This is a genomic window from Streptomyces olindensis (assembly GCF_040645895.1).
In the GTDB taxonomy this organism is placed as follows: Bacteria; Actinomycetota; Actinomycetes; order Streptomycetales; family Streptomycetaceae; genus Streptomyces; species Streptomyces olindensis.
Map to the genome: position 1 here is coordinate 1 of NZ_JBEYZD010000046.1, position 22,011 is coordinate 22,011.

20 protein-coding genes are annotated in these 22,011 nt (G+C 73.0%); 6 read left to right on the forward strand and 14 right to left on the reverse strand.

Annotation, left to right across the window (positions count from 1 at the left end):
• Positions 1-115 precede the first annotated feature (115 nt).
• From ABZ948_RS26800 to ABZ948_RS26830, 7 genes are all read right to left on the reverse strand, one after another.
• Positions 116-973 (reverse strand): DUF6282 family protein, encoded by an 858-nt coding sequence (locus tag ABZ948_RS26800; protein WP_359763598.1) that lies wholly within the window; start codon positions 971-973, stop codon positions 116-118.
• Positions 966-2,777: an isocitrate/isopropylmalate family dehydrogenase gene (locus tag ABZ948_RS26805; RefSeq protein WP_359763600.1), complete on the reverse strand. Its 1,812-nt coding sequence runs from the start codon at positions 2,775-2,777 to the stop codon at positions 966-968. Before ABZ948_RS26805 ends, ABZ948_RS26800 begins: the two co-directional genes overlap by 8 nt.
• Positions 2,774-3,784, reverse strand: a complete 1,011-nt coding sequence (locus ABZ948_RS26810) for an alpha/beta fold hydrolase (RefSeq protein ID WP_359763601.1) — start codon at positions 3,782-3,784, stop codon at positions 2,774-2,776. Before ABZ948_RS26810 ends, ABZ948_RS26805 begins: the two co-directional genes overlap by 4 nt.
• Positions 3,781-4,713: a hydroxymethylglutaryl-CoA lyase-like TIM-barrel protein gene (locus ABZ948_RS26815; RefSeq protein WP_359763603.1), complete on the reverse strand. Its 933-nt coding sequence runs from the start codon at positions 4,711-4,713 to the stop codon at positions 3,781-3,783. Before ABZ948_RS26815 ends, ABZ948_RS26810 begins: the two co-directional genes overlap by 4 nt.
• A gap of 31 nt (positions 4,714-4,744) precedes the next feature.
• Positions 4,745-6,184 (reverse strand): FAD-binding protein, encoded by a 1,440-nt coding sequence (locus ABZ948_RS26820; RefSeq protein ID WP_359763605.1) that lies wholly within the window; start codon positions 6,182-6,184, stop codon positions 4,745-4,747.
• Positions 6,185-6,237: 53 nt separating this feature from the next.
• Positions 6,238-6,828 carry a YciI family protein gene (locus ABZ948_RS26825; protein WP_359763607.1) on the reverse strand — a complete coding sequence of 197 codons (591 nt, stop codon included), beginning with the start codon at positions 6,826-6,828 and terminating at the stop codon, positions 6,238-6,240.
• A gap of 85 nt (positions 6,829-6,913) precedes the next feature.
• A complete protein-coding gene (locus ABZ948_RS26830; RefSeq protein ID WP_359763609.1) occupies positions 6,914-7,894 on the reverse strand; it encodes an NAD(P)H-dependent flavin oxidoreductase in 981 nt (326 codons plus the stop codon).
• Positions 7,895-8,334: 440 nt separating this feature from the next.
• Between ABZ948_RS26830 and ABZ948_RS26835 the strand changes: the two genes are divergently transcribed.
• Entirely contained in the window at positions 8,335-9,072 is a 738-nt protein-coding gene (locus ABZ948_RS26835) for a DUF4232 domain-containing protein (protein ID WP_359763611.1), read from the forward strand.
• 85 nt (positions 9,073-9,157) lie between these two features.
• On the opposite strand, the gene ABZ948_RS26840 is transcribed toward ABZ948_RS26835, so the two are convergent.
• Positions 9,158-10,729 (reverse strand): helix-turn-helix domain-containing protein, encoded by a 1,572-nt coding sequence (locus tag ABZ948_RS26840; protein ID WP_359763613.1) that lies wholly within the window; start codon positions 10,727-10,729, stop codon positions 9,158-9,160.
• A 267-nt stretch (positions 10,730-10,996) separates the two neighbouring features.
• Here ABZ948_RS26840 and ABZ948_RS26845 point away from each other — a divergent pair, with 267 nt between their 5' ends.
• A complete protein-coding gene (locus tag ABZ948_RS26845; RefSeq protein ID WP_359763615.1) occupies positions 10,997-11,548 on the forward strand; it encodes a DUF4232 domain-containing protein in 552 nt (183 codons plus the stop codon).
• 125 nt (positions 11,549-11,673) lie between these two features.
• Positions 11,674-12,279, forward strand: coding sequence for a sigma-70 family RNA polymerase sigma factor (locus tag ABZ948_RS26850; RefSeq protein WP_359763616.1), 606 nt, complete (start codon positions 11,674-11,676; stop codon positions 12,277-12,279).
• Between the two features lie 57 nt (positions 12,280-12,336).
• On the opposite strand, the gene ABZ948_RS26855 is transcribed toward ABZ948_RS26850, so the two are convergent.
• Together ABZ948_RS26855 and ABZ948_RS26860 are read right to left on the reverse strand one after the other, a co-directional pair.
• The gene (locus ABZ948_RS26855) at positions 12,337-13,233 is read right to left on the reverse strand and encodes a LysR family transcriptional regulator (protein WP_359763618.1); all 897 of its coding nucleotides are present in this window, start codon (positions 13,231-13,233) and stop codon (positions 12,337-12,339) included.
• A gap of 276 nt (positions 13,234-13,509) precedes the next feature.
• Positions 13,510-14,133, reverse strand: coding sequence for a TetR family transcriptional regulator (locus ABZ948_RS26860; protein WP_359763620.1), 624 nt, complete (start codon positions 14,131-14,133; stop codon positions 13,510-13,512).
• Between the two features lie 231 nt (positions 14,134-14,364).
• Here ABZ948_RS26860 and ABZ948_RS26865 point away from each other — a divergent pair, with 231 nt between their 5' ends.
• Together ABZ948_RS26865 and ABZ948_RS26870 are read left to right on the forward strand one after the other, a co-directional pair.
• Positions 14,365-14,889 (forward strand): P-loop nucleotide/nucleoside kinase family protein, encoded by a 525-nt coding sequence (locus ABZ948_RS26865; protein ID WP_359763622.1) that lies wholly within the window; start codon positions 14,365-14,367, stop codon positions 14,887-14,889.
• A gap of 1,124 nt (positions 14,890-16,013) precedes the next feature.
• Positions 16,014-16,982 carry a helix-turn-helix domain-containing protein gene (locus tag ABZ948_RS26870; protein WP_359763624.1) on the forward strand — a complete coding sequence of 323 codons (969 nt, stop codon included), beginning with the start codon at positions 16,014-16,016 and terminating at the stop codon, positions 16,980-16,982.
• Between the two features lie 11 nt (positions 16,983-16,993).
• Here the strand turns inward: ABZ948_RS26870 and ABZ948_RS26875 are convergent, their stop codons facing one another.
• Entirely contained in the window at positions 16,994-17,569 is a 576-nt protein-coding gene (locus tag ABZ948_RS26875; RefSeq protein ID WP_359763626.1) for a CGNR zinc finger domain-containing protein, read from the reverse strand.
• 82 nt (positions 17,570-17,651) lie between these two features.
• Here ABZ948_RS26875 and ABZ948_RS26880 point away from each other — a divergent pair, with 82 nt between their 5' ends.
• Entirely contained in the window at positions 17,652-18,872 is a 1,221-nt protein-coding gene (locus tag ABZ948_RS26880) for an epoxide hydrolase family protein (RefSeq protein WP_359763628.1), read from the forward strand.
• A gap of 130 nt (positions 18,873-19,002) precedes the next feature.
• Here ABZ948_RS26880 and ABZ948_RS26885 read toward each other — a convergent pair whose 3' ends face one another.
• Genes ABZ948_RS26885 through ABZ948_RS26895 form a run of 3 tightly spaced genes read right to left on the reverse strand, consistent with a single transcriptional unit; the run spans position 19,003 to position 21,934 of the window.
• Entirely contained in the window at positions 19,003-19,683 is a 681-nt protein-coding gene (locus tag ABZ948_RS26885) for an HAD family hydrolase (protein WP_359763629.1), read from the reverse strand.
• The gene (locus tag ABZ948_RS26890) at positions 19,680-20,810 is read right to left on the reverse strand and encodes an acyl-CoA dehydrogenase family protein (RefSeq protein ID WP_359763631.1); all 1,131 of its coding nucleotides are present in this window, start codon (positions 20,808-20,810) and stop codon (positions 19,680-19,682) included. Before ABZ948_RS26890 ends, ABZ948_RS26885 begins: the two co-directional genes overlap by 4 nt.
• Positions 20,804-21,934, reverse strand: a complete 1,131-nt coding sequence (locus ABZ948_RS26895) for a ScbA/BarX family gamma-butyrolactone biosynthesis protein (RefSeq protein WP_359763633.1) — start codon at positions 21,932-21,934, stop codon at positions 20,804-20,806. The genes ABZ948_RS26890 and ABZ948_RS26895 overlap by 7 nt, the downstream gene beginning before the upstream one ends.
• Between the last annotated feature and the right edge of the window lie 77 nt (positions 21,935-22,011).

Genomic DNA, 22,011 nt, shown 5'->3' on the forward strand with positions numbered 1-22,011 from the left:
TGGATTTCCGCGGTGTGCTCTACCGACCGGCGGGGGGGGCCGCCGCGCCGCGCAGGACCGCGCGGCGCGAGAGGGGGTACGGCACGTCGGTCATGAGCCTTCCTGGTACGGCCGTTCAGAGCGCCAGCAGCGCGGCCGGGTTGAGTGAGGTGACGGCCCGGACCTGCTGGGGCGTCAGGCCCGCCTCGGCGAACCAGCGCTCGCTGACCGTCAGCCACGCGGCCGGGTCGGGCTGGTCCGGCTGTCCCAGGTCGGAGCTGAACACCACCCGGGGGTGGGCGCGGACGACGTCCCCCAGGTGCCGGGCGTCGCGGTGCCCGAGCAGCAGGGTCAGGGCGGTGACCTCGACGTGGACGCCCGGCACGTCGGCGATTCGGGCGAGGTCGTCGAGGGTGAGGCCGGTCATCGGGTGCGTGGGGTGGGTCAGCAGCAGCCGGGGCAGCTCCAGGCGGGCCGCCTCCTCGACGACGCGCAGGGTCTCCTCGCGGTCGCAGTGGCCCGTCGCCAGGACGACCGGCAGGTCCCGGGCGGCCCGCAAGACCTCGCGCACGGGGCGCCTGAGCCGCCCGGTGTCGTCCGTGACCCGGGCGCCGCGCCAGCGGTCGGGGTCCAGCCGGGGGTGGAAGGGCTGCCGGCGCAGCCGGGACGCGTGGGCGGGGCCGACCAGGGTGGGGAGGTGGACGACCAGCCGGGCGGGGCCGTCCTCGCCGTGGGTGTAGACGGCCTGCTCCACGACCCGGGGGTGCACGCCCCCGGCGAGGTCGTTGAGGACCACGGTGCCGGAGACGGGCAGCCCCTCCTGGCGGGCCTCCCACGCGCTCGCCGCGGTGCAGCCCAGGTGGCTCTTGATGACCACCCAGCCGTCGATGTCGGCGTAGGCCCGGCCGGCGCCGCCGGTGGTGAGGCGGCGCCGGTACAGGTCGGGTCCCGCGTGGTAGTGGACGTCCACCACCCGCCGCGCGAGCTCACGCATCGGCGGTCTGCCGGGCCGGGCCCTCCCAGGGGCGGGCGTAGCCGAACCGCTTGCGGGCCTCGTCCAGGCGCAGCCCGCCGCCCACGGCCTCGGCGATCGCGGTCTCGGTCCGCTCCACGCGCTCGGCCCGGTCGGCGACCTCGGCGGCGTGCGCCGCGGGGACGACGAGGACGCCGTTGTCGTCGGCGACGACGACGTCGCCGGGGCGCACGGTCACGTCGCCGACGGTGACGGCCCGCCCGGTCGCGGCGAGTTCCACCCGGTTCTTGCCGCTGACCATGGTGGCGCCGGTGCTGAACAGCGGGTAGCCGGCGGCCCGGATCTCGTCGATGTCCCGGGCGGAGCCGTGCACGGCGGTGCCGCGCACACCGCGGCTGCGGGCCACCGAGGTCAGCAGCGAACCCCAGTTGGTGCAGGTGGTGCTGCCCGCGTTGTCGACGACCACGAAGGCGCCGGCGGGCACGTCGTCCAGGTAGTTCGCCGCGTTGCGGAAGCCCTGGCCGTCGCCGCCCACCGGCCGGTAGGTGACGGTGTACGCCAGGCCGGCCGTCCGGGCGCCGGGCACCCGGGCGCTCAGCCCGGCGAGCACCCCGCCGACGCCGAGGCTGTCCAGGGCGTCGGAGACGGAGGCGGTGTCCAGACGGGCCAGCCGGTCGACGACGTCCTCGGGGACGACGGTGTTCTCCTCCGGTCCGGCCTCCGCACGTCCCAGCCGGTCGGCGACGGCGCGCGCCACCTGGCGGGTGCCCGCCGTGCCGCCCAGGTCGTAGGTGACGGTCGTCCGGGCGCGGGCGACGGTCCGCACGGCGTCGCGCAGTTCCTCCCCCGGCACGTCGAAGCCGAGGTGGTCGAGCATCTGGGCGACGGTGAGGAGCATCGCCATGGGGTTGGCCTTGTCCTGGCCCACCATGCCGGGGGCGCTGCCGTGCACCGGCTCGAAGTAGCTGCCGTGGTCGCCGATGTTGCCGCTGGGGGCGAGACCGAGTCCGCCCATGACGCCGGCGCCGAGGTCGGAGAGGATGTCGCCGAACATGTTCTCGGCGACCAGCACGCCGAACCGTTCGGGCCTGCGGACCATCCACAGGGCGACGGCGTCGACGTTGAGGATCTCGGTCTCGATGTCCGGGTGGTCCCGGGCGATCAGCTCAAGGCGCTCGCGCAGCAGGTTGCCGCTGTTGCGGAGCACCATCGGCTTGTCGACGACCGTGAGCAGCCGCTTGCCGTGGGCCTCGGCGTGGGCGAAGCCGAAGCGGAGCAGGCGGTCGATGCCGTGGCGGGTCTGCAGGCGCAGGGTGAGGCTCGTGTCCTCCGGGCCCGAGGCGGCCGCGTTCGGGTGGTGCCGTACGGCGTTCCAGAGCGGCTCGTCGAGGCCGTGGACGTCGATGCCGGCGTACAGGCCCTCGGTGTTCTCGCGGATGACGGTGAAGTCGAACCGGCCGCCGTCCAGGTCGGTGACGGGGCGGATGTTGGCGTACAGGCCGAGGCGCTGGCGGAGCTGGAGGACCGGCGAGACGTACTTCAGTCCGGTGCCGCGCAGGGAGGGGTCGAGTTCGGCCTCCGTCTCGCGCAGGGGCTTGCTGGTGATGGCGCCCAGGAGGCAGGTGTCGGTCTCCTGGAGGAGCTTCCAGGTGCGCTGGGGGACGGGGTCGCCCTCCTGGCGCCAGCAGTCCCAGCCGATGTCGCCGAGCCGGAAGTCCAGGGGCAGGCCGAGTTTCTCCACGGTGTCGAGGGCGGCGGAGACGACCTCCGGGCCGATGCCGTCGCCCGGGAGGACGGCGACGCTCTTGGTCGGGGTCGGCTTCATGTCAGTCCCTTCTCCCGCAGGAAGGTCTCGATGAGTGCGGAGACCTCAGCGGGCTGATCGGTGTGGGGGCGCATGCCGGCGTCGGGGACGACGTGCACCCGGTGGTGCGGCGCGGCGGCGGTGTGCCGTGCCGTCACGAGCTGGGAACGCCCCCCGACGAGGTGCAGCAGGGGCCCGGGGTGGGCCGCGACGGCCGGTGTCACGTCGATGCCGCACAGCAGCCGCAGGCCCTGGCCGAGCCGGCGGGCGGCGGTGCGGCGGGAGGTGGACTCCGAGAGGGGTGCGCCGGGGCCGGGCCGGGGCGTGCCCTCCGGCAGGACGCGGTGGTGCAGGAGGGTGAGGGCCGCGTCCGGGTCGCCCGTGGCCGCCAGGTCGGCGATCTCCGTGAGGCGCTGTTCCAGCGGCGTGTCCGAGCGGGCCGGGCCCGAGACCAGCAGGACGCCGGTCTCGGGGGCGACGTACGGGAGCAGTCCCTGGGCGACGGCTCCGCCCAGGGCGTTCCCGCACAGCAGGTCCACGGGGCCGAACTCCGGGAGCAGGGCCCGCCAGCGGGCGACGAGGTCGGCCAGGGTGCGCACGTCCTCGTCCAGCAGCGCGAGCGTGTCGACGACGGTCACCCGAAGCCCGGCCCGCGCCCCGGCCGCCCGTGCGCGGGAACCTGCCCCGGTCCCGGTGCGGGCTCCGGCTTCTGCCCGGGCCCCGGCTTCTTCCCAGGCCCCGGCGCGGACTTCGAGGCCCGCCCCGGCCCGCGTTCCCGGACCCGTACCGCTCCCCGCGCGCACCGCGCCCGCGGCGTGGCGGCCCGCCGCCGCGGGAGCCGGGTGCGTCCCGGTCCCCGGAACCGCTTCCCCGCCCGCCGCCCCCGTCAGCGTCTCGATGACCGGGGCGAAGAACGCTCCCTCGTCCCAGGCCGGTGTCACGGGGGCGAAGACCAGGGCGTGGGCCGTGCCGGTGGTGGTCCGGGGGTCGTGGACCACCACCGGGACGGCGGGTCCGGCGTGGGTCACCGGACGCCCGCGAGGGTGCGCGCGGTGGCGATGACCTCGCCGTGCCGGCCCACCAGTTCCTTGCGGTGCTCCACCGGCAGGTCGTACCGGCCCAGCACCAGGTCCGGCAGCGGCAGCGAGGGCCTGCCCTCCGGGACGTTCGCGAGCAGCAGGTCCGCCAGCTCCAGCACGGGCGCCAGGTTCAGGCGCGCGGCGGCCTCCGGGTCGGTGCGGTCGAGGTGCGCCAGCCACTGCTCGGCGATGAGGTTGCCCGGGCCCTTGCCCATGCCCTGGATGGAGGAGTCCATCCAGGTCGCGCCGGCGGCCTCGGCGCTGATGGCGTTGGCGAGGGCGAGCCCCAGGTTGTTGTGGGCGTGCAGCCCGACCGGACGCCCGGTGACCGACTTGGTCAGGGTGGTCAGGTGGGCGCTGTCCATCGGCGACAGGCTGCCGTTGGAGTCGGCCAGGTAGACGAACTCGGCGCCCGCGTCGGTCGCCGCCGCGGCCACCTCGACCACGTCGCGGCCCGGCCACTGGGTGATCCGGGCGAAGTTGACGCCCACGGTGAAGCCGATGTCGCGGGCCTGGCGGATGTAGTCCAGGCCGGGCTCGTAGCCCCGGGCGGGCAGGATGATCCGGACCAGCCGCGCCCCGGCCGCGTACATGGCGGGCAGGTCGTCGCGGGTGATGTTCTTCGGGTGCAGGATCATCGCGACGTGCCGGGGACCGATCTCCTGGGCCATCGCGGCGATGTAGTCGTCGTCGCCGCGGCCGGTGATCCCCAGGTTCGGCATCGGGACCAGCGAGCCCTTGCGGTAGGCGATCTCGACCCAGTCGAACCCGGCCTCGACGCTCAGTTTGGCGTGCTTGAGGGCGTAGCCGAGCGGGAAGTCGAAGCCGTTGCGATAACCGCCGTCGCGGAGGGTGACATCGATGTTGACCATACTCATGGGTCCTCCAGGGGACTGACGTGAGGGTGTGTCAGACGGACTGATGGGCCTGGGCCGCGTGGTGCGCGGCGAGCCGGCCGAAGATCAGCGAGCGCAGGACCGACGTGGCCGGCGGGTAGGCCTTGTAGAAGAGGCCGGTGGCCTCACCGGCGGCGTACAGGCCGGGGATGGCGGTGCCGGACGGGGTGACGACCCGGGCGTCGAGGTCGGTGCGGACGCCGCCGTAGGTGAAGCAGATCGCGGCGGTCACCGGCACGCCGATGAACGGCGCGGTGTCCAGGGGCGTGGCCCAGTTGGACTTCGGCGGGGTGAGGCCGACGGTGCTCTTGCCGTCGAGGCGGGTCGGGTCGAACTCGCCCGGTCCGACGCCCGCGTTGAACTCGGCGACGGTCTTCTGCAGCCCCTCGGCGTCGATGCCGAGCTTGTCGGCGAGCTCCTCCAGGGTGTCCGCCTGCTCCGGCGGCACGTCGCTGAGAAGCGAGTTCATGATGCCCGGGATGGCGAGGGTCTTGGCGTCGGCGATCCAGTACGCCTCCTGGTCCTGGTTCCGCCAGATCTCGTAGCCGACGTGCTCGAAGGTGTTGTCCCAGGTGTCGCGGCCCTCGTCGAAGAAGCGCTGCATGCGGCCGTTGACGAAGATGCCGCAGCTGAAGCCGTACAGCACCGCGTCGGCCTTGGTGGTGCGGCGGTCGACCGGCTCGGCGTGGATGCCGTCGAACTGGCCGGCCGTGTCGGCGCCGAGCTCCAGGGCCATGCGCAGGGCGTCGCCGCGGTTGTTGGCGATGCCGGGCGCGATCAGCGGCAGGTCGCAGGCGCGGTCGCCGACGTAGCGGGTGAGCATCTCTGTGTTGCCCTCGAAGCCGCCGCAGGCCAGGACCACGGCACGGCCGTCGAGCCGACGGGTGCGGCCGTCGGGGCCGCGCACCACGACGCCGTCGACGGCACCGTCGTCGGAGGTGGTCAGGCGCAGCGCCTCGGTCTCGTAGTGGATGTCGACGCGGGGGTCGTTCTCCAGGGCCGCGCCGAGGTGCTCGACGATGGAGGCGCCGCCGCCGCGCGGGCTGGCGGGCGGGGTCATGGAGGGGGTGCCGCCCTCGAAGGTGTGCGGCAGCGGGAAGTCGGCGTAGTCGATCTGGACGCCGTGCTTCTCGACGAAGGCGAGGGTCTGCGGGGACTCCCGCTCGACCGTGCGGCAGTACTCGACGTCGGCGAGGCCGCCGGAGACGCGGCCGACGTGCTCGGCCCAGTCGGTGTCGAGCCTGCGCTCCTGGTCGACGCGGAGGAAGGCGCCGGTCCAGCGGGTGGCGCCGCCGCGCTCCTCCTTGGTGGAGCGTTCGAGGATCGCGATGCGGGCGGGCGTGGCGCGTCCTTCGGTGGCCTCGGCGTAGGAGAGGGCGGCGGACAGGCCGGCGGCGCCGAATCCGACGACGACGAGGTCGTACGGCGTGGCGGGCGTGGCGGGGACGGACATGGTGGCTCCTTGAGCGTCTTGCGGGTGTGCCGTGGGGTGCGCGGAGGGGCGGGTCAGCGGTTGGGGCTGATGACCCGGCTGGTGCGGTAGAGGCGGTACTTGGCGCCGGTCACCGTCTTCGCGAACTCCTGGTAGCGGCTGGTGAAGCCGGGGTCGTCGAAGATGGCGTTGAACCGCTTCTCGTCGGTCCAGGCCGCGAGGTTGATCACCGCGTCGCCGTCGACGCTGGTGAGCAGGCGGGAGCCGCGGAAGCCGTCGGCGGTGGCGGCGACGTGCTCGACGGCGGAGGCGAGGGCGTCGACCGTGGCGGGCGCGTCCTCGGTGGTGGCCACGTTGATGAGCAGGACGCTCTCGTCCGGCTCGGCCGCGGTGACGACACCGGGGCTGGCGTTCTTCCCCTCGAAGGAGACCCGCTCGTAGGCGGCGATGCCGAGCTTGTGCCACGGGTCGCTCTCGATGAGCTCCGTGACGGTGGCCTCGTCGAGGTCGGCCGTGACGATGACGGCTCCGCCGTCGGGCCGGGGGCCGCTCAGCAGGATGCGGCCCCGGTCGGAGTGGTCCCGCAGCCAGGCCTTGTGCTCGGGCATGTGCGCGAGGACGGTCTCGCGGGGCTGGAGGTAGGAGAGGGTCAGGACGTGGATCATGGGTGGCTCCGGTGCTGGATCAAGGGATGTGCGGGGTGAGGGGAAATGCGGGGTGAGGGGAAAACACGGAGAGGCGGAGAAGCGCTCAGGGCGTGAGCCGCGCGGTGAGTCCGCGCAGGATGGCCTCGGCCTCGGCGACCGTGTCGCGCACGACACTCGCCGCCGGGCGGACGTCCTGCACCAGGTCGAGGACCTCGCCGGCGAACAGGGCGCGCTGGCTCGTGTCGTCGCGGGCGACCGCCGCCACCCACTCGGGCTCGATCTCGCCGCGCCGGGCCGCGAGTTCGTCGTCGCGGCCGGTCCAGGCGCGGGTGAAGGCGTTGCTCACCGAGCGCGCCCGGTACACCTCGTCCCACGGGATGCCCCGTACGACGTCGAAGGCGCGGGTGTCGACGAGGTCCGCGGTGGCGCCCGAGATCAGCGAGGACTTGAAGCCGGGCGTGCCCATCGACTCCTCGGTGAGGGCGAAGCGGGTGCCCATCATCACGCCGTCGGCGCCGAGGGCCAGCGCGGCGGCCAGGCCCCGCCCGTCCGCGAAACCGCCCGCCGCGACCACGGGCACGGCGCCCTGGGTGAGGTCGAGCACGGCCGGGATCAGCGGCAGCGTCGCCTGGGTCTTGTGGTGGCCGCCGGCCTCGGCGCCCTGGGCCACCAGTACGGAGGCCCCGGCCTGCACGGCCACGGCCGCCTGCTCGGGATCGTGCACCTGGACGACGACGTGGGCGCCGCTGTCGGCGGCGGAGGCGACGTACCGGCGCACCTGGTCGGCGTCGCCGAACGACAGGGCGATCACGGGCGGGGCGTAGCCGAGCACCTTGTCCCACAGGCCCGGGCGCTCGTCGAAGGTGAACATCACGCAGCCGACGCCCCACACACCGCCGCCCTGCGCGGCCTGCGCCACGTGCTCGTCGATGAAGGCGGCGTCGCCGTAGCTGACGCCGACGAGTCCCAGCCCGCCGGCGCCGGTGACGGCCGTGGCGAGCCGTCCTCCGGACACCGAGCCCATGGGGGCGCTGATGACCGGATGGTCGATGCCGAGCAGTTCCGTCAGCTTGGTCGAGATCACGCTTCTCCCCTGTTTTCCCGGCCGCGGCCGAAGGGTTCGGAAATGAATCAGAAATGAATCCGCGGTTCACGGAAATACGTAATTCACCGTGCGACCGAATCGGATCCGTGTCACATACATGAGACTAGGTTCGCCTCATCTCGCCTGTCCAAGACGGAAACCGCGTAGTAGCCATAACTCTCCGACTATGCGGGAATGTGACCTTCCGGTAAGTTGACCTGGCGGTAAGTTCAGGCGCGAATTCCCGCACGGAAACAAAAAGCGGCAGGTCGTACGGAGGGCGCGGCGCCGCGCGGCCGTGTCACCGGCGCGTCACGGCACTGTCATGGACGTACGACGGGATCGAACCCGTGACGGTCCACGGCCGTAGGGCGGATCGGCAACGAGCGGCACCGGACATGCGGTGCCGCGCATCCGCACCTCGGAGAGGAATCACCGTCATGAACCGTCGTCCGCGCACCGCCCTCGCCGCCCTCGCCCTGCTCGGCGCGGGGCTGCTGATGACCGCCTGCCAGGGCGGCGACACGACGTCGGCCCAGCGGAGCGGCTCGTCGTCCGCGGCGCCCGACGCCTCGGCCACCACCGGCTCCGGCAAGGGCGCGGGGAGCGGGAGCGGTGGTTCCCCGGCCGCGGAGCCCACCGCCGGCGGGGCCGCGGGAGGCGGCACGTCGGGCGGTGCGTCCGGAAAGCAGGAGGGGACGTCGAACGGCGCGTCCGGTGCGGGGAAGGAGGGCAGCGGCAGCGCCGGTGACCGGAGCGGCGGTGACAAGAGCGGCTACGGGCAGGTCTGCGGGGCCAATGACATCTCCTGGAGCGTGGCGTCCAGGACACAGGCCGGCGGCTACTTCCTCATCCAGGCGAAGGCCAAGTCCGGCATCACCTGCACCCTGCCCGCCGCGCTGCCCACCGTGGCCTTCGGCTCGGACGGAACGGAGGCCGGGCCCGCCGAGCAGTCCGTCGGCCCGGCGATCACCCTGCGCGCCGGGGTCGTCGCCTACGCCGGCGTGAACCCGAAGACCACCGACGGCGACTCGGGCAAGGAACTGGACAGCCTCATCGTCGCGATCGGCGACGCCGACCCGAACCCGGTGTCCCTGCGGGTCGGCTCGTTCACGGCCGACCGGCCGGTCGTCACCAACTGGCACACGTCCGCGGCGGACGCGGTGCCGTTCTCCTGAGGACCGCGAACAGGCGGGTGGGCCGGCCGGACTTTCCCAGTCCGGCCGGCCCACGGCGTTCGCGGCCGACGTGCGCGGCCGACGGCTACGGCTGCGGCTCCTGTGTCTCCCACTCGGTGCTGCCGGGCAGATAGCCGTAGAGCGGACGGCCGGTCATGGACGTGGTGCGGAAGGGTTTGCCGCCGTCCGTGATCTCGATCGTTCCCTGGCGGCCGCCGCTGCTCCACTCCAGCACCAGGTACCACTGCACGTCGCGGGTGTCGGTGTGGGCGGTGACGTACAGCACCTCCGGGTCGGACTGGCTGACGCTGTACGGGAAGCCGCGCTGGCCGCCCTTCGGGCGCACGGCGGGCCGGGCCGCGTCGAGGTCGAGACCGAACTCCCTCGGCTCCACGCCGCCGCCGCAGCCGATGCCCATCTCGTACGCGTTCCAGGCGAGGGGCGCGCCCGAGCCGACCACGCGGACGTCCAGCGACTCGATGACGACGGCCTTGTCCCCCGTGCCCTGGACGGCCAGCGACACACGGTGCCGGCCCGAGGCGACGGCGCCGGCGTCACCCACCCACTTGGGGGCGTCCTGCAGCGTCGCGGGCGGCAGGGGGACCTGGGCGGGAGGCTTGTCGGCCAGGTAGAACGTGCCGCAGTAGCCCTCCCAGTCGTGGGCGCGGGCGCTCACCGTCAGCGGCACGGAGTCCTCCTCGGCGGCGGATCCCGGTGCGTCGTCCGCGGTCGCGGCACCGCCGCCCGCCGCCGCCGGCTTCGACGCCGACGGTTTCACGCCCGGCGACTTCGCGGCGGCGGAGCGGCTCGGCCGCGCGGAGGGGGACGGGGACGGGGACGCCGACTCCTGCGGTTCCCAGGAACCGGTGGACACGGTCGCCGCGCGCGGCCGGCCGCCCGGGTCGGCACCGGCGTCGAGGCTCTCCAGGACCGCCGTCGTCAGGGCGACCACGGCCAGGGTGCTCGCGGCGACCACGACCCGCCGCTTCCGGAAGAAGCCCCGCCGCCGCGCCGAGCCCTGCGGGGACATTCCGGTTTCCGGGGGCACCTCGGCCCTGGTTCCGGGCGGACCCTCACTCCCTGCCGTGGCCACCACTACCGGCTCGTCAGCGGCCCCGAGCCCGGCCAGGGCTCCCGCCCCGGGCCCCTCCTCCCGCCCGGGCACAGCTCCCGCCTCGGACAACGGGCCGGCTCCCGCCACGGGCACCGGACCGGCTCCGGCCTCGGGCTCCGCCGCCGGTCCGACCTCATGTCCCGCCGCCGCGGGCCCCGTCACGCCTCCCGCCCCGGACGCGGTCACCGCTCTGAAACCCGGCCCCGCATCAGGCCCGGGCGCCTCTTTCCGCCCCGCCTCGGCCGGCGGCCCCGCCGTACTGTCCGCTGCCGCCGCTGCCCGCCGGGCGCGTTCCCGGGCCGCGTCGGCCATGACCCACCGGCGGTGCAGTTCCACCATTTCCTCGGGGGTCGCCTTGCACACCCGCGCGAAGCGCGAGACCGACGCGTAGTCGGCGGGCACCCCCTCCCCCTTGCAGTAGCGGTGCAGCGTCGACGTGCTCATGTGCGCCCGCTTGGCCAGAGCTTCGTAGCTGAGCCCCGAACGCTGCTTCAACTCGCGTAGAAGCGCCGCGAAATCAGCTGTCTCCTCAGCCGCCCCCACCGGTCCTCCATCTCATTCGACATCCCACGAACGGGACGTTCCCCCTGGTCAGAGCCGGTGCCGGCATCCCAGCGTGCCAAAGGTCGGTGTGGAATGGCGCCCGGGACGGAGCGTGGCACAGGCTTGGGTCATCCAAGCACGCCGCCCTGTTCGAGGGCGGTGACGCTGATCTCAACTCCCTTTTTCGGCCGCGCATCTGACCGGTCGGCATCCATGGACCGGAACACATGATTCCGGAACTGGCACTCAGAGAAAGCAGTTCATCCCATGCGTATCGCACGCCGCTCCACCACCCGCGTCGCCGCCTCCTCCCTGGTCGCGGCCGCCGCGTTCGCGCTCGTCGGTGTCCAGGCCGCGGGCCAGACCGCCTCGGCCGCTCCGCAGAAGGCCGCCGCGACCGTCGACTGCACCGCGGCGAACACGAAGCTGACCGTCGAGGACGTCTCGCGGCCCATCAACACCCTGCTGCTCACGGCCACCAACACCGGCACCAAGCCCTGCAACCTCCACGGCGCGCCCTACCTGGCCGCCGGAGCCGGCGCCCAGGCTCCCGTGACGTGGCTGGACTCCAGCAAGCCCCAGGCCGTGGTGACCCTGGCCCCGGGCGAGTCCGGATACGCCGGCATCGGGACCTCCAGCCCCGACGGCGACGAGGGCTACATCGCCAAGATCCTGGGCGTGGACTTCTCCAACAAGGAGCTGAACGGCTCCGTCGGCAAGCGCGTGACGCTGCCGCTGCCCGACGGCGGCGTGTACTTCAACAGCGCCAACTTCGTCACGTACTGGCAGAGCGACGTGTACGACGCGCTGTTCGGCTGAGCCGTCCGGCGTCCCACGGCACCGTCGGCGGGGGCGGTGCCGTGGGACGCGGCGGGGGCCGTAGGGCCGTGCTGTCTGTCCTGATGACTACGGGGGAATCGCGTGAGGAAGTGTGAGGCGCCGTGATGCCGGTCGCGGAGATCCGGCCGACCGGGACACGGGCCGGGACACCGACGGGAACGTCGGCCTGGACGTCGACCGGGACGTCGACCGGAACGTCCACCGGTGACGCCGAGACGTTCGTCCGGGCGGTGTACGCACAGCACGGCCGGGTGCTGCTGGGATACGCGGCCCGGCGGCTGCGGGGCGACTGGCACCGGGCCGAGGACATCCTGCAGGAGGCCGTCGTCCGGGCCTGGAGCCACGCCGGTGCGCTGGGCACCGCGCCGGAGACGATGCGACCGTGGCTGTTCACCGTCGTCCGCAACCTGCTGATCGACGACCACCGCGCGCAGGCGCTGCGCCCGGTGACTCCGGAGGAGCTTCAGGACACGGACGTCCCCGTCGCCGACGAGGTGAACCGGCTGCTGACCGGGCATGTGGTGACGGAGGCCCTGGGCGACCTCACCGAGCGGCAGCGGGAGATCCTCGGGCTCGTGTACTTCGACGGCAGCAGTGTGGCCGAGGTCTCGGAGCTCCTGGGCGTCCCGCGGGGGACGGTGAAGTCCCGTACGTACTACGCGGTGCGCGCCCTGCACCGGGCCCTGGCCGCTCGCGGCGTCCACCGCTGACCCCGTCACGCCGAAGTCCGGCCGGGCAGGCCGAGGTGGCCGAGGTGGCCGAGGTGGTCAGGCGCGGTAGGGCCATCCGCACTGGGTGGCCGCCCGGCTCAGATAGCGGGCCGCGCGGCTGCCGGCGAGCGCGGTCACGGCCAGGCGCTCGCGCGGTGCGGAGGCGGTGGGCAGCGGGCGCCAGACGAGCTGGGGATCGTCCATGACGGCGATGCTCGGGCGCAGGGCCACCAGGTCGCGGGTGGTCTGCAGGGCGTGCACGAACAGGGCCCGCTGGTCCTGGTCGACGGGGTGCAGCACGGCCTTCCAGCCCAGGGCCGTCAGCTGCGCGGGGACGGCGTCGGCGTATCCGGGCGCGCATCCCTCGTCGTACCAGAGGAGGCGCTGCGTGGAGAGGTCCTCCCAGGTCAGCCGGGGGCGTGCGGCCAGGGGGTGGGTGGTGGACAGGACGACGCCGAGCGGCTCGTCCCACACGACCGCCCGGGCGAGGCGGGGCGCGGTGACCGGCAGCCGCATGATCCCGAAGACGATCTCGCCGTGCTCCAGCAGCTCGGGCTGGTCCGCCGCGCTGACCGAGCGCATCCGCAGATGCGGCCCGGTCCGGCCTCTGCCCTGGTGCCCGCTCTGCCCGGCGAGGCCGTTCTGCACATCGGTCAGCACCTGTGCCGGTACGCCGCCGCACACGCCGACCGGCCACAGGGTGGGGGTGGGGGCGGCGGCCGCGATGGCCGACCGGAGCTGGCCGGGGATGCTCTGGATTTCCCTCAGGAAGGCCCGGCCGCCCGCCGTCAATTCGACCCCGCGGGAACTGCGGACGAAAAGCGAGGCTCCTATCCGCTGTTCCAGCCGCTTGATCTGCTGGCTGAGGCTGGGCTGCGATATGCGCAATTCCTTGGCGGCCGCGGAGACCGTGCCGGAGCGGACCACCGTCAGGAAATACCGCAGGTGCCGCATGTCGAAATCGTCGACGTGCTCGGCATGCGCGACAGCGCGCTGAATCTCCTCCTGGTTCGACCCCTCCGGGGACGGGCCGGGGGCTGCGTGCCCGAGGGGGAACGGACCGATCCTTTCATCCAGCACACTCATCTGCCTGCCTCCGTCACTTCATGGCGACCGCCTCCGCTGACCGGCCGGCGGCCGGGCGGCGAGCGGCCCGGCGGACCGGGACGACCTCATCATGACAGAAAATTCCTTCGGGATGGTATTTTTTACGTGTCCGAAACGGCACCCTCATCGCCCGGCCATGTCGCGGTCGCCTCCACGGTCGCCCCCGGGCTCGCCGGCGAGCGCGTCGAGCAGCAGCCGCCACACCGCCTCCCGCGTGGGGGCGCTGCCGTGCTTGTCGTCGCACTGCGAGGCGTGGAGCACGCCGTGCAGCGAGGTCAGCAGCAACTCCCCGACCAGTTCCGGCGGGTAGGGGGCCATGCCGCCCTCCCGCTGTGCCCGGTGGACGAGTCCGACGAGGTGGCTGCGGACGTCCTCGAAGAGGTCCGGGGTCGCGCGCGCCAGGCAGGGCAGGTCGGTCGCCAGCCGGAGGGCCGCCCGGAGCCGGACGTCCGACCCCAGGCGCCGGGCGAGTTCCAGGACCAGTTCCTCCAGCACCGCCCGCGCCGCCGTGCCGGGCCGGTCCCGGGTGTGCCGCATCTCCTCCCAGGCGACGCGGGACTGGGCGAGCAGGGTCGCGGCGAGGATCTCCTTGGACGGGAAGTGTCCGTAGAGGGCTCCTTTGGTCATCCCCGTCCGCCGCGCCACGTCGTTCAGGGTGGCCTTGGCGTATCCCTGCGCCGCGAACTCCTCGGCCGCGGCGTCCAGCACCTTCTCACGCGTGCGCAGCGCCCTTTCCTGTTTGGCCATGCGGGGTGCCCTCCGGTCTTGATCGAGAGCACAAACATACCCTCGGGAAGGATTGCTCCGAGGAGGGGAAAGTCGGCCGTACCTCACGGGCCTGAGACGGCCGGATCATGCCGTTGGCCTGCGGCGGAACGGGGCGGTCGACCGGTCGCGCAGGCGGAGGCGGCGGGCCCGTCGGCTTCGACGAGACGATCCACAAGCGCAGGACCGAAGCCTGTGTGACAAGGTCTGGGCGTGACGACGTTGTTCCTGACGGTTGGACTGCCCGGGGCCGGAAAGACCACGAGGGCTCGGCAGTTGGCGACGGAGCACAACGCGCTGCGGCTGACGCCGGATGAGTGGATGCTGCCGCTGTTCGGCGATCCGCAGCCGCCCGGGAAGCGCGATGTGCTGGAAGGACGGCTGCTCTGGCTGGGGCTGGAGGCACTGAAGCTGGGAACGAACGTGGTCCTGGATTTCGGTTGCTGGTCTCGTGACGAGAGGTCAGCGATCCGCTGGTTGGTGATGTCCGTCGGCGCGTCCTGCCGGCTCGTGTACGTGCCGGTGGACCATGAGACCCAACGTGCTCGGGTCGCCCACCGCCAGTCGACCAGCCCTGGTCAGACCTTCGCGATGAGCGAGGCGGACCTCTCGCACTGGAGGACGCTCTTCGAGGAGCCCGACGCCACGGAACTCGGTGGACATGAGATAGGAGGTCCGCCTCCCGGGTGGTCGGGATGGCCGGAATGGGCCGCCGCACACTGGCCATCGCTCGCGTGACGGTCCGGCCGTGCTGGACCTGCTCAGCCAGGGGCCACCGGGTATCCGCCCTGACAGCCCCGCCCGCTCACCCCTGGAGCCAGATCAACCTCGCCCATGCCCGTCACAGTTGGGGGCTGCCGTCCCGGACCGTGAGGCCGGGACGGGGCCTTGGGTTGCCTACCTCATGCGAGGCGCGTTACTGGTCGGGGCCACAGACTGAAGGCCTTTAGGATCGGGGATTCCCTCGGGCCTGGGGGGTGAAGGGCGCACGTGCTGTGGATTGCAGAGCGGCTGTCCGGGCGCCCAGGCGGCAGGGTCGGCCACGACGCATTTGCCGTGTCCGGGCATGCCGTGCGCGACTCCCTGTTCATCGATCATGGGTGCCGCCTTTCGGGCCGCATCCTTGCCGCCCACAGGCGAAGCATGATCCGCAACAGGTCATCAGGGATCAGGTCGACCTGTGCGGCGTGCTCACGGTGGACCCAGACGTGCCACCCAGGACCGGAGTTGCCCAGTTCATGAGCGACGATCACGCCGTCCTTCTCAGGGCCGGCGATCTCCTCTTGGCAGTGTCGGCACACGCGAACGGGAGTCGTCATGAGGTGCGCGTCCTCATCGGGCGGCCTCCCAGGGGTTCGCCCAGGGGCCTGCCCATGGTGCTTCCTGTGCCGCTGCCTGCGCGTTCCTGGTCGCCGTGTCCACGTGGGCGGCGTACGGCCGGACCAGAGCGCCTGTGTACTCCTGGGCGGCAGGCGGCAGCGCCCAGTGAGGCCCGGGCAGGGGCCGCACCGGTGGATGCGGAGTGGCGCCCCGGGCGGGCGGCCTGGACACGTGGACCAGTTTCGCTCCTCTTACGTACAGGGTGGGCGCCTGAGGCCATTTCTGGGGCGCCGCGTGTCGGCTGTCACTGCCTGGGGCGCGCGGTCCACAAAGGACCGCTCGCACCCATTCGAGTGCGCGGCGGATAAGGTCTGCCATGTCGACGCTCCCTCTCGGATTGAGCGTTGGCCACGCCCCCGGACCGGTCGCACGGTCGCGGGGGTCCTTGCATCGGTCCATTTTTGGAGTCGCCGTGCTCACGCGGGAGTTGACCAGCGTTGACTACTCTGGAAGCAGGACCAGTCAACCGACAGAGGTTCACCGTGAGTGACTTTGCTGATCTTGTTCGGCGAGCCCTGCGGGACAAGTGCTATTCGATGAAGGCTGCCGCACGCGCCGTGAATTACGACGTGTCGTATCTCTCGCGAGTGCTGAACGGGAAACAGAAACCGTCAGCGAATCTGGCGCGGGCGCTGGACGCATTGATCGGTGCACAGGGCGCGTTGGCCGCAACGGTGCTCGATGACGACGACGAATCAAGGGTGGCCAAGTCAGCCGGCCGGCCGTCCCGGCTGGACGCGGGAACGGTCGACGCATTGGCCGGTGTGCTCGCGGCGTATCGCCGTTTGGATGACGCCGTGGATCCGGACATGGTCATCCCTGCCACCATGGAACAGATGCGGAAAGTGACGCGGATTCTCGAGGGTGCCCGGGGCCCGCACCGTGACAGCCTCGCGGAAGTCGCTTCAGAATGGGTTCAGTTCGCTGGATGGATGCTCGCCCAGGTACGCAAGGATGACGAGGCGGTACGACTCCTCAATGACGCTTTGGAGCTGGCCGACGAAATCGGCAACGGCACCCTCGCTGCCCAGGCACTGAACTTCAAGGGCTACCTCAGCCGGCAGCAGGGGCGACCTCAGGGGATCGCCCGGTGGTTCGCCGCGGCAGCGAACACCCCCGGAGCGCATCCCGCCCAGCGCATCGGGGACTACCTGCAAGCGGCGGCCGGATTGGCGGAGCTGGGCGAGCGTGACACAGCCCTGCGCACGGTCGAGGACGCGGAACGTTTGATGGACCAGGCGGCTGCACTGCCGCCACCCGCCACCGCCTATTGGCTGACCCCTGCCTTCAACCGGCTGAACATGGGTCTGTGCACACTCGCCCTGGGGCGCTACAGCGAGGCAGTCGACCACTTGAGGACAGGGCTCGCCGAATTGCCGGAAGAGTTGCGGGACGCGCCGTGGTCATGGGAACACAAGGACGCGCTGCAAAGGGCCATAGAAGCAGCCTGAAAACAAGGGTGTCATTCCGCTGATGCGGGGCCTTTGCGGTGGCTGGCGTTGAAGCGGGCCTTCTTCTCGCGGTTTCCGCATGTGTTCATGTCGCACCATCTGCGGGTGCGGCTTCGGCTGGTGTCGAAGAAGGCGGCCCGGCAGGTCGGTGAGGCGCACAGGGCCAGTCTTCCGTCCCGTTCGCCCGCGATGATGCCGATCGCGTCGGCGGCGATCACCCCGAGGGCGTCTTCCACGCACGACGCCGAGCTGAACCGCCACCGCCGCTCCCCCTCGGGCGTCAGGACCGCCGCGGCCCGTCCCCGCACGCTGCGGTCGTTGATGACCTGGACGGCGGGCGCGGGGAGCGCCTCCTGGAGGGCGGCCGCTGTCGCGGCGGCGTGGATCGACTCCCTCAGCTCCCGGGCGAGGCCGAGCTGGGCAGGCGTGCAGGAGTCCACGGCGAGGCCGTACAGCGCCAGCCAGTCGACGAGCCGCTGTGGCGTGGGAATGCGCTCCACCGGGGTGCCGTGACGCTCCGAGAGGGTCCCCGTGAAGCTCGTCGCCAGCACGCTGCCGAGGCGGAAGTCGGGGAACGCAGCAGACATGGAACCACCATAGCCGGTTGCCCGCTGCCGTGCCGGGATGTTAGAACCGTCTTAGCCGGTTCCGCGATGGCCAGGAGGCCTCATGCCCCGTCCGACCAGCGACGTGTACGCAGACGTGCACGCAGATGTGCAAGCAGATGTGCAAGCAGATGTGCGAGCGTGCGAAGCCCGCGCGACCGATGCCGACCTCGACGATCTGCGCGCGCGGCTGGCCGCGGCGCGACTGCCGGAGGCGGAGACGGTCCACCACGCCGCGCCCGGTCGTCGCCGGTGGGACCAGGGCATTCCGCTCGCCGACCTCGTCGACGTCGTGAACTACTGGCGCGACGGGTACGAGTGGCGGGCGTTCGAGGAGCGCCTGGCCGGTATCGGCCACTTCCGCACGGCCATCGACGGTCTGGGAATCCACTTCCTGCACCGCCGCTCCGCCCGCGCGGACGCCACCCCTCTGGTCATGACGCACGGCTGGCCGGGCAGCATCGCCGAGTTCGTCGACGTCGTGGACGAACTGGCGGATCCGAAGGACGCGGACGCGCCCGCGTTCCACGTCGTGGCCCCGTCCCTGCCGGGCTTCGGCTACAGCGACAAGCCGGCCACCACCGGGTGGGGAACCGAGAAGATCGCCGCCGCGTGGGTGGAACTGATGGGCAGGCTCGGCTACAGCAGGTTCCTGGCCCACGGCGGCGACTGGGGAGGGAACATCACCACCGTTCTCGGCGGCAGGTTCCCGGCACATGTGCTCGGCATCCACTCGACGTTCGCGGAGGCGCCGCCCGGAGTGACGACGGACGGGCTGACGGCCCTCGAACGCCGGTGGACCGAGGAGACCCGCGACTTCTGGAGCCGGCGCGCGGCGTACGCGAAGCAGCAGGCGACCCGGCCGCAGACCATCGGCTACTCGCTCGTCGACTCGCCGGTCGGCCTCCTCGCCTGGCTCCTCGACAAGTTCGCCGAGTGGTCGGACACCGAGGACAGCCCGTTCGAGACGATCTCCATGGACCGGATCCTCGACAACGTCACGCTGTACTGGCTGACGCGGACCGGCGCGTCGGCGGCCCGCATCTACTACGAGAGCCACGCCTCGCTGGATCCCGAACTCCGGGTCGACGTCCCGTCGGCGATCACCATGTATCCCCGCGACATCGAGAAGTGTCCGCGCCCCTGGGCACAGCAGCGGTACCGGCAGATCGTCCGGTGGAGGTCGCCCGAGCGCGGGGGGCATTTCCCGTCGCTGGAGGCCCCCGGGTACTTCGTCGAGGACCTGCGGGAGGGCCTCGCAGCCGTGCTGGCCGCCGGCCGGTGAACGCGGCGCGGTGACCCAGCACGCCCTGACCGGCGACCCGGCACTCCCTGACCGGCGACCCGGATCACCGCTCGGTTCCGGGTCACCGGTCGGTTCCGGATCACCGGTCCCTTCCGGATCACCGGTCGGTTCAGGACAGCGGGCCCGGCGCTCCGGAGAGGGTCGGCCAGCCGAGGCGGGCGGCCTCGTCGCGCAGGGCGGGGGAGCCGCCCACCACGGCCGGGTGGCCGACCGCGCGCAGCATGGGCAGGTCGCTGTCGTGGTCCCCGTAGGCGTGACAGTCCGCGGCCCGGCCCCCGCGCTCGGCGAGGAACGCCTCGACCGCGTCCGCCTTGGCCCGGCCGATCATGGGCCGGTCGATGTCCCCGGTCAGCACGCCGTCCGCCGTGACGGCCTGGGCGGCGCACCGTACGGCGGTGGCCCCGAGGTCGGCGGCGACGGCCTCGACGAGGGGGCGCGGGGAGCCGGACACCAGCACGATCTCGTGCCCGAGGGCCCGGTGCCGGGCGAGGGCGTCGAGACCGGCGGTCACGAACGCCCGCTCGCCCCGGCGGTAGGCGGCGTACCAACGGTGGGCGGCGGCGCGCACGGCGACGAGGGGGACACCGGTGTAGCGCCGGTAGTAGTCGCGGTTGAGCCGCGACCGGTCGGCCGGAACCCCGGCGGGGCGGGGAGCGGGTGCGGTCGCGGGGAGCGGCCGGGCCTCCTCCGAAGCCGTCCAGAAGTCCCAGAAGTCGAGGAGGCTCTTCGTGGCGAGAAGGGTCTCGTCGACGTCGAAGAACGCGACCGGGACGGGAGTCGCCCCGCTCATGCCGCGTCGCCTCCCGTCGGGGACAGCACCGCTTCCGCGTACGCGCGGGCCGCGGCGTCGGGGTCCAGGGCGGCGTGGGCCGCGAGGGCCGTGGCGTCCCGCCAGGCGCGCTGGACGGGGCTGTCGGGGGACTGGGCGCGCAGGCCGGAGGCGTGGAACAGGGCGTCGACCGCCTCCCGGCACAGCGTGGCCGCGGCGGTGGCGTCCCGGCGGTTCTCCGCCACCGCGAGGGGCGTGATCTCCGCCCGGTCGGCCTGTCCGGCCGCGCCGTCGAGCAGCAGACCGGCGGCGTGGATCCGCGCGGAGGCCTGGGACAGCACCGTGTGCGTCGCGGGGTGCGGCCGCTCCGCCGCGGTCCGCTCGTCGGTCCAGGCGCGCAGCGCGCCCCGGGCGACGCCGAGCAGCGGGGCGGCGAACATCAGCGCGGCGACCATCGGGTACGGCACGGTGTGACAGCGGGCCGCCCCGGGTTGCGGCCGCAGCAGCACGTCCAGCGTGAACGTCCGGTGCCGCGGTACGACCACGCCCGCGCAGCGCACGGTGTTGCTGCCGGTGCCCCGCAGGCCCGAGGTGTGCCAGGTGTCCACCACGGTCACCTGGGAGCGGGGGACGGCGAAGACACGGTGCTCCCGTCCCCGCGCGCCGTGCGTCCACGAGGCGAGCAGGATCCAGTCCGCGTGGTCGACCCCGCTGGCCGGGCGCCAGGCGCCGTCGAGACGCCAGCCGCCGTCGACCTGCGTCGCCTCGCCCTGGGGCGGTACGACGGCGGCGGCGATCCGTGCGTCCGGGCCGTCGGCCCACACCTCGTGCCGCCCCTCGGGCGGGAGGTAGGCGGCCAGCCGGCCGTGCGCGGCGAACAGCGCGGCGCACCAGGCCGTGGCGGCGCACTCCTCCCCCACGGCGGCCGCGCCGGCCACGAGCGGGGCGAACTCCCCTGCCGCGCCGCCCAGCCGACGGGGCACGAAGTGGCGCGGGAAGCCCGCGCGGGTCAGGGCGGCGACGGTACCGGCCGCGAGGACCCGCCGTTCCTCCGCGAGGACGGCGTCCCGACGGGCGGTCTCCTTCAGGTCCGTGAGGTCGTGCGGCGCGACCCCGACTGCGGCGCGCGTCGGCTCGCCGGTCAGCATGCGATCTCCGTCCGGCGGCGGGCGTGGCCCGCCGTCCCGCACCGTATGCGGGCCCGGGCGAGGGTGCGGTCCCCCTGCGTGGCGGTCAGCCTGAGGGCGGCGGAACCGCCGTACGACTCCCCCGGCTCCCCCATGCCTCCCGGCTCCCCCATGCCCTCCGGCTCTCCCATGTCCCCGGCCCTCGCCGTGCCCGCCGTGCCCGCCGTGCCCGCCGCCGGCTCCGCCGTCCCCGCCGTGATCGCGACCGGCAGGTCCGGCTCGCCGAAGGACGTGAACTCCACGGCGAGCGCGCCGACATCGCGGACGCGGTCGGGGGCGACGGTGCCGTGCGCGACCGCGGTGAGACCGGCCGCCTGACGGAAGGCCTCGACGAGGGCCATGCCCGGTATGTGGTCCGAGGGGTGGTCGAAGAGGACGGGGTGGCCCGGGTCCAGCCGCAGCCACCACCGGCCCGGCCGCCCGGCGTCGGCGGCGAGGAGCACGTCGCGGTCCTGCCGCAGTCCGAGCAGGGCCGGCGGCAGCGCGACAGCACCGTCCGCCCCCGGGTCGGCGGGCCCGGACGCCGCCGCGCCGCGCGAGCGGAGCAGGGCGTACCGGCGTGGCTCCATGGCCTCCCAGCGCACCCGTGCCCGGCCCGCTTCCCGGCCCGCCGCCCGGACCGTCGCGTCCAGCTCCAGGCAGGCGCGGCGGGGATGCCCGGCGGCGCGCCGGCAGTGCGTCTCCAGCACGGCGTCGCGCAACGGCGGCAGCGTCTCGTCGAGTTCGACGGCGATCTCGCCGAGGACGAAGGGGTGCCCGAGGGGAATGTCGTGGAAGCGGTGGGAGAGGTGGATCGCCGCCTGCCGTGCCGTCTCGGCCAGCAGGACGGGGTCCGGGCCCTCCCGGTCATCGAGGATCTCCCGGTCAACGGCACCGTCCCGCTCGATGAAGCGGTCGCGGGGCCAGCGGGCCGCGACCGCGTACCGGTCGCCGCCCAGGTGCTGTGCGTCGGTCAGGAGTACCTCCGCGGGGGCGGACTTGTGCACGGTCTCGCGGGGTACGCGGCGGTCGTGGCGGAGTCGGTCGCCGGGACGCCCTGCGGTGTCGGGGTCCGGCGGAGCGGCGGGGGACGGTACGCGGTGCAAGATTCTGTTCCCTTCCGGGTCGCGGAAGCGGGAGTGGGCCCGCTATGGTCCCGTCGTTCACGGGCAGCGACGCGGAA

Excerpts from the sequence above, each read along its gene's own strand:
- ABZ948_RS26800 (WP_359763598.1), bottom strand. The coding sequence starts at position 973 with ATGCGTGAGCTCGCGCGGCGGGTGGTGGACGTCCACTACCACGCGGGA.
- ABZ948_RS26805 (WP_359763600.1), bottom strand. The coding sequence starts at position 2,777 with ATGAAGCCGACCCCGACCAAGAGCGTCGCCGTCCTCCCGGGCGACGGC.
- ABZ948_RS26815 (WP_359763603.1), bottom strand. The coding sequence starts at position 4,713 with ATGAGTATGGTCAACATCGATGTCACCCTCCGCGACGGCGGTTATCGC.
- ABZ948_RS26820 (WP_359763605.1), bottom strand. The coding sequence starts at position 6,184 with ATGTCCGTCCCCGCCACGCCCGCCACGCCGTACGACCTCGTCGTCGTC.
- ABZ948_RS26825 (WP_359763607.1), bottom strand. The coding sequence starts at position 6,828 with ATGATCCACGTCCTGACCCTCTCCTACCTCCAGCCCCGCGAGACCGTC.
- ABZ948_RS26835 (WP_359763611.1), top strand. The coding sequence starts at position 8,335 with ATGAACCGTCGTCCGCGCACCGCCCTCGCCGCCCTCGCCCTGCTCGGC.
- ABZ948_RS26845 (WP_359763615.1), top strand. The coding sequence starts at position 10,997 with ATGCGTATCGCACGCCGCTCCACCACCCGCGTCGCCGCCTCCTCCCTG.
- ABZ948_RS26850 (WP_359763616.1), top strand. The coding sequence starts at position 11,674 with ATGCCGGTCGCGGAGATCCGGCCGACCGGGACACGGGCCGGGACACCG.
- ABZ948_RS26855 (WP_359763618.1), bottom strand. The coding sequence starts at position 13,233 with ATGCGGCACCTGCGGTATTTCCTGACGGTGGTCCGCTCCGGCACGGTC.
- ABZ948_RS26860 (WP_359763620.1), bottom strand. The coding sequence starts at position 14,133 with ATGGCCAAACAGGAAAGGGCGCTGCGCACGCGTGAGAAGGTGCTGGAC.
- ABZ948_RS26875 (WP_359763626.1), bottom strand. The coding sequence starts at position 17,569 with ATGTCTGCTGCGTTCCCCGACTTCCGCCTCGGCAGCGTGCTGGCGACG.
- ABZ948_RS26880 (WP_359763628.1), top strand. The coding sequence starts at position 17,652 with ATGCCCCGTCCGACCAGCGACGTGTACGCAGACGTGCACGCAGATGTG.
- ABZ948_RS26885 (WP_359763629.1), bottom strand. The coding sequence starts at position 19,683 with ATGAGCGGGGCGACTCCCGTCCCGGTCGCGTTCTTCGACGTCGACGAG.
- ABZ948_RS26890 (WP_359763631.1), bottom strand. The coding sequence starts at position 20,810 with ATGCTGACCGGCGAGCCGACGCGCGCCGCAGTCGGGGTCGCGCCGCAC.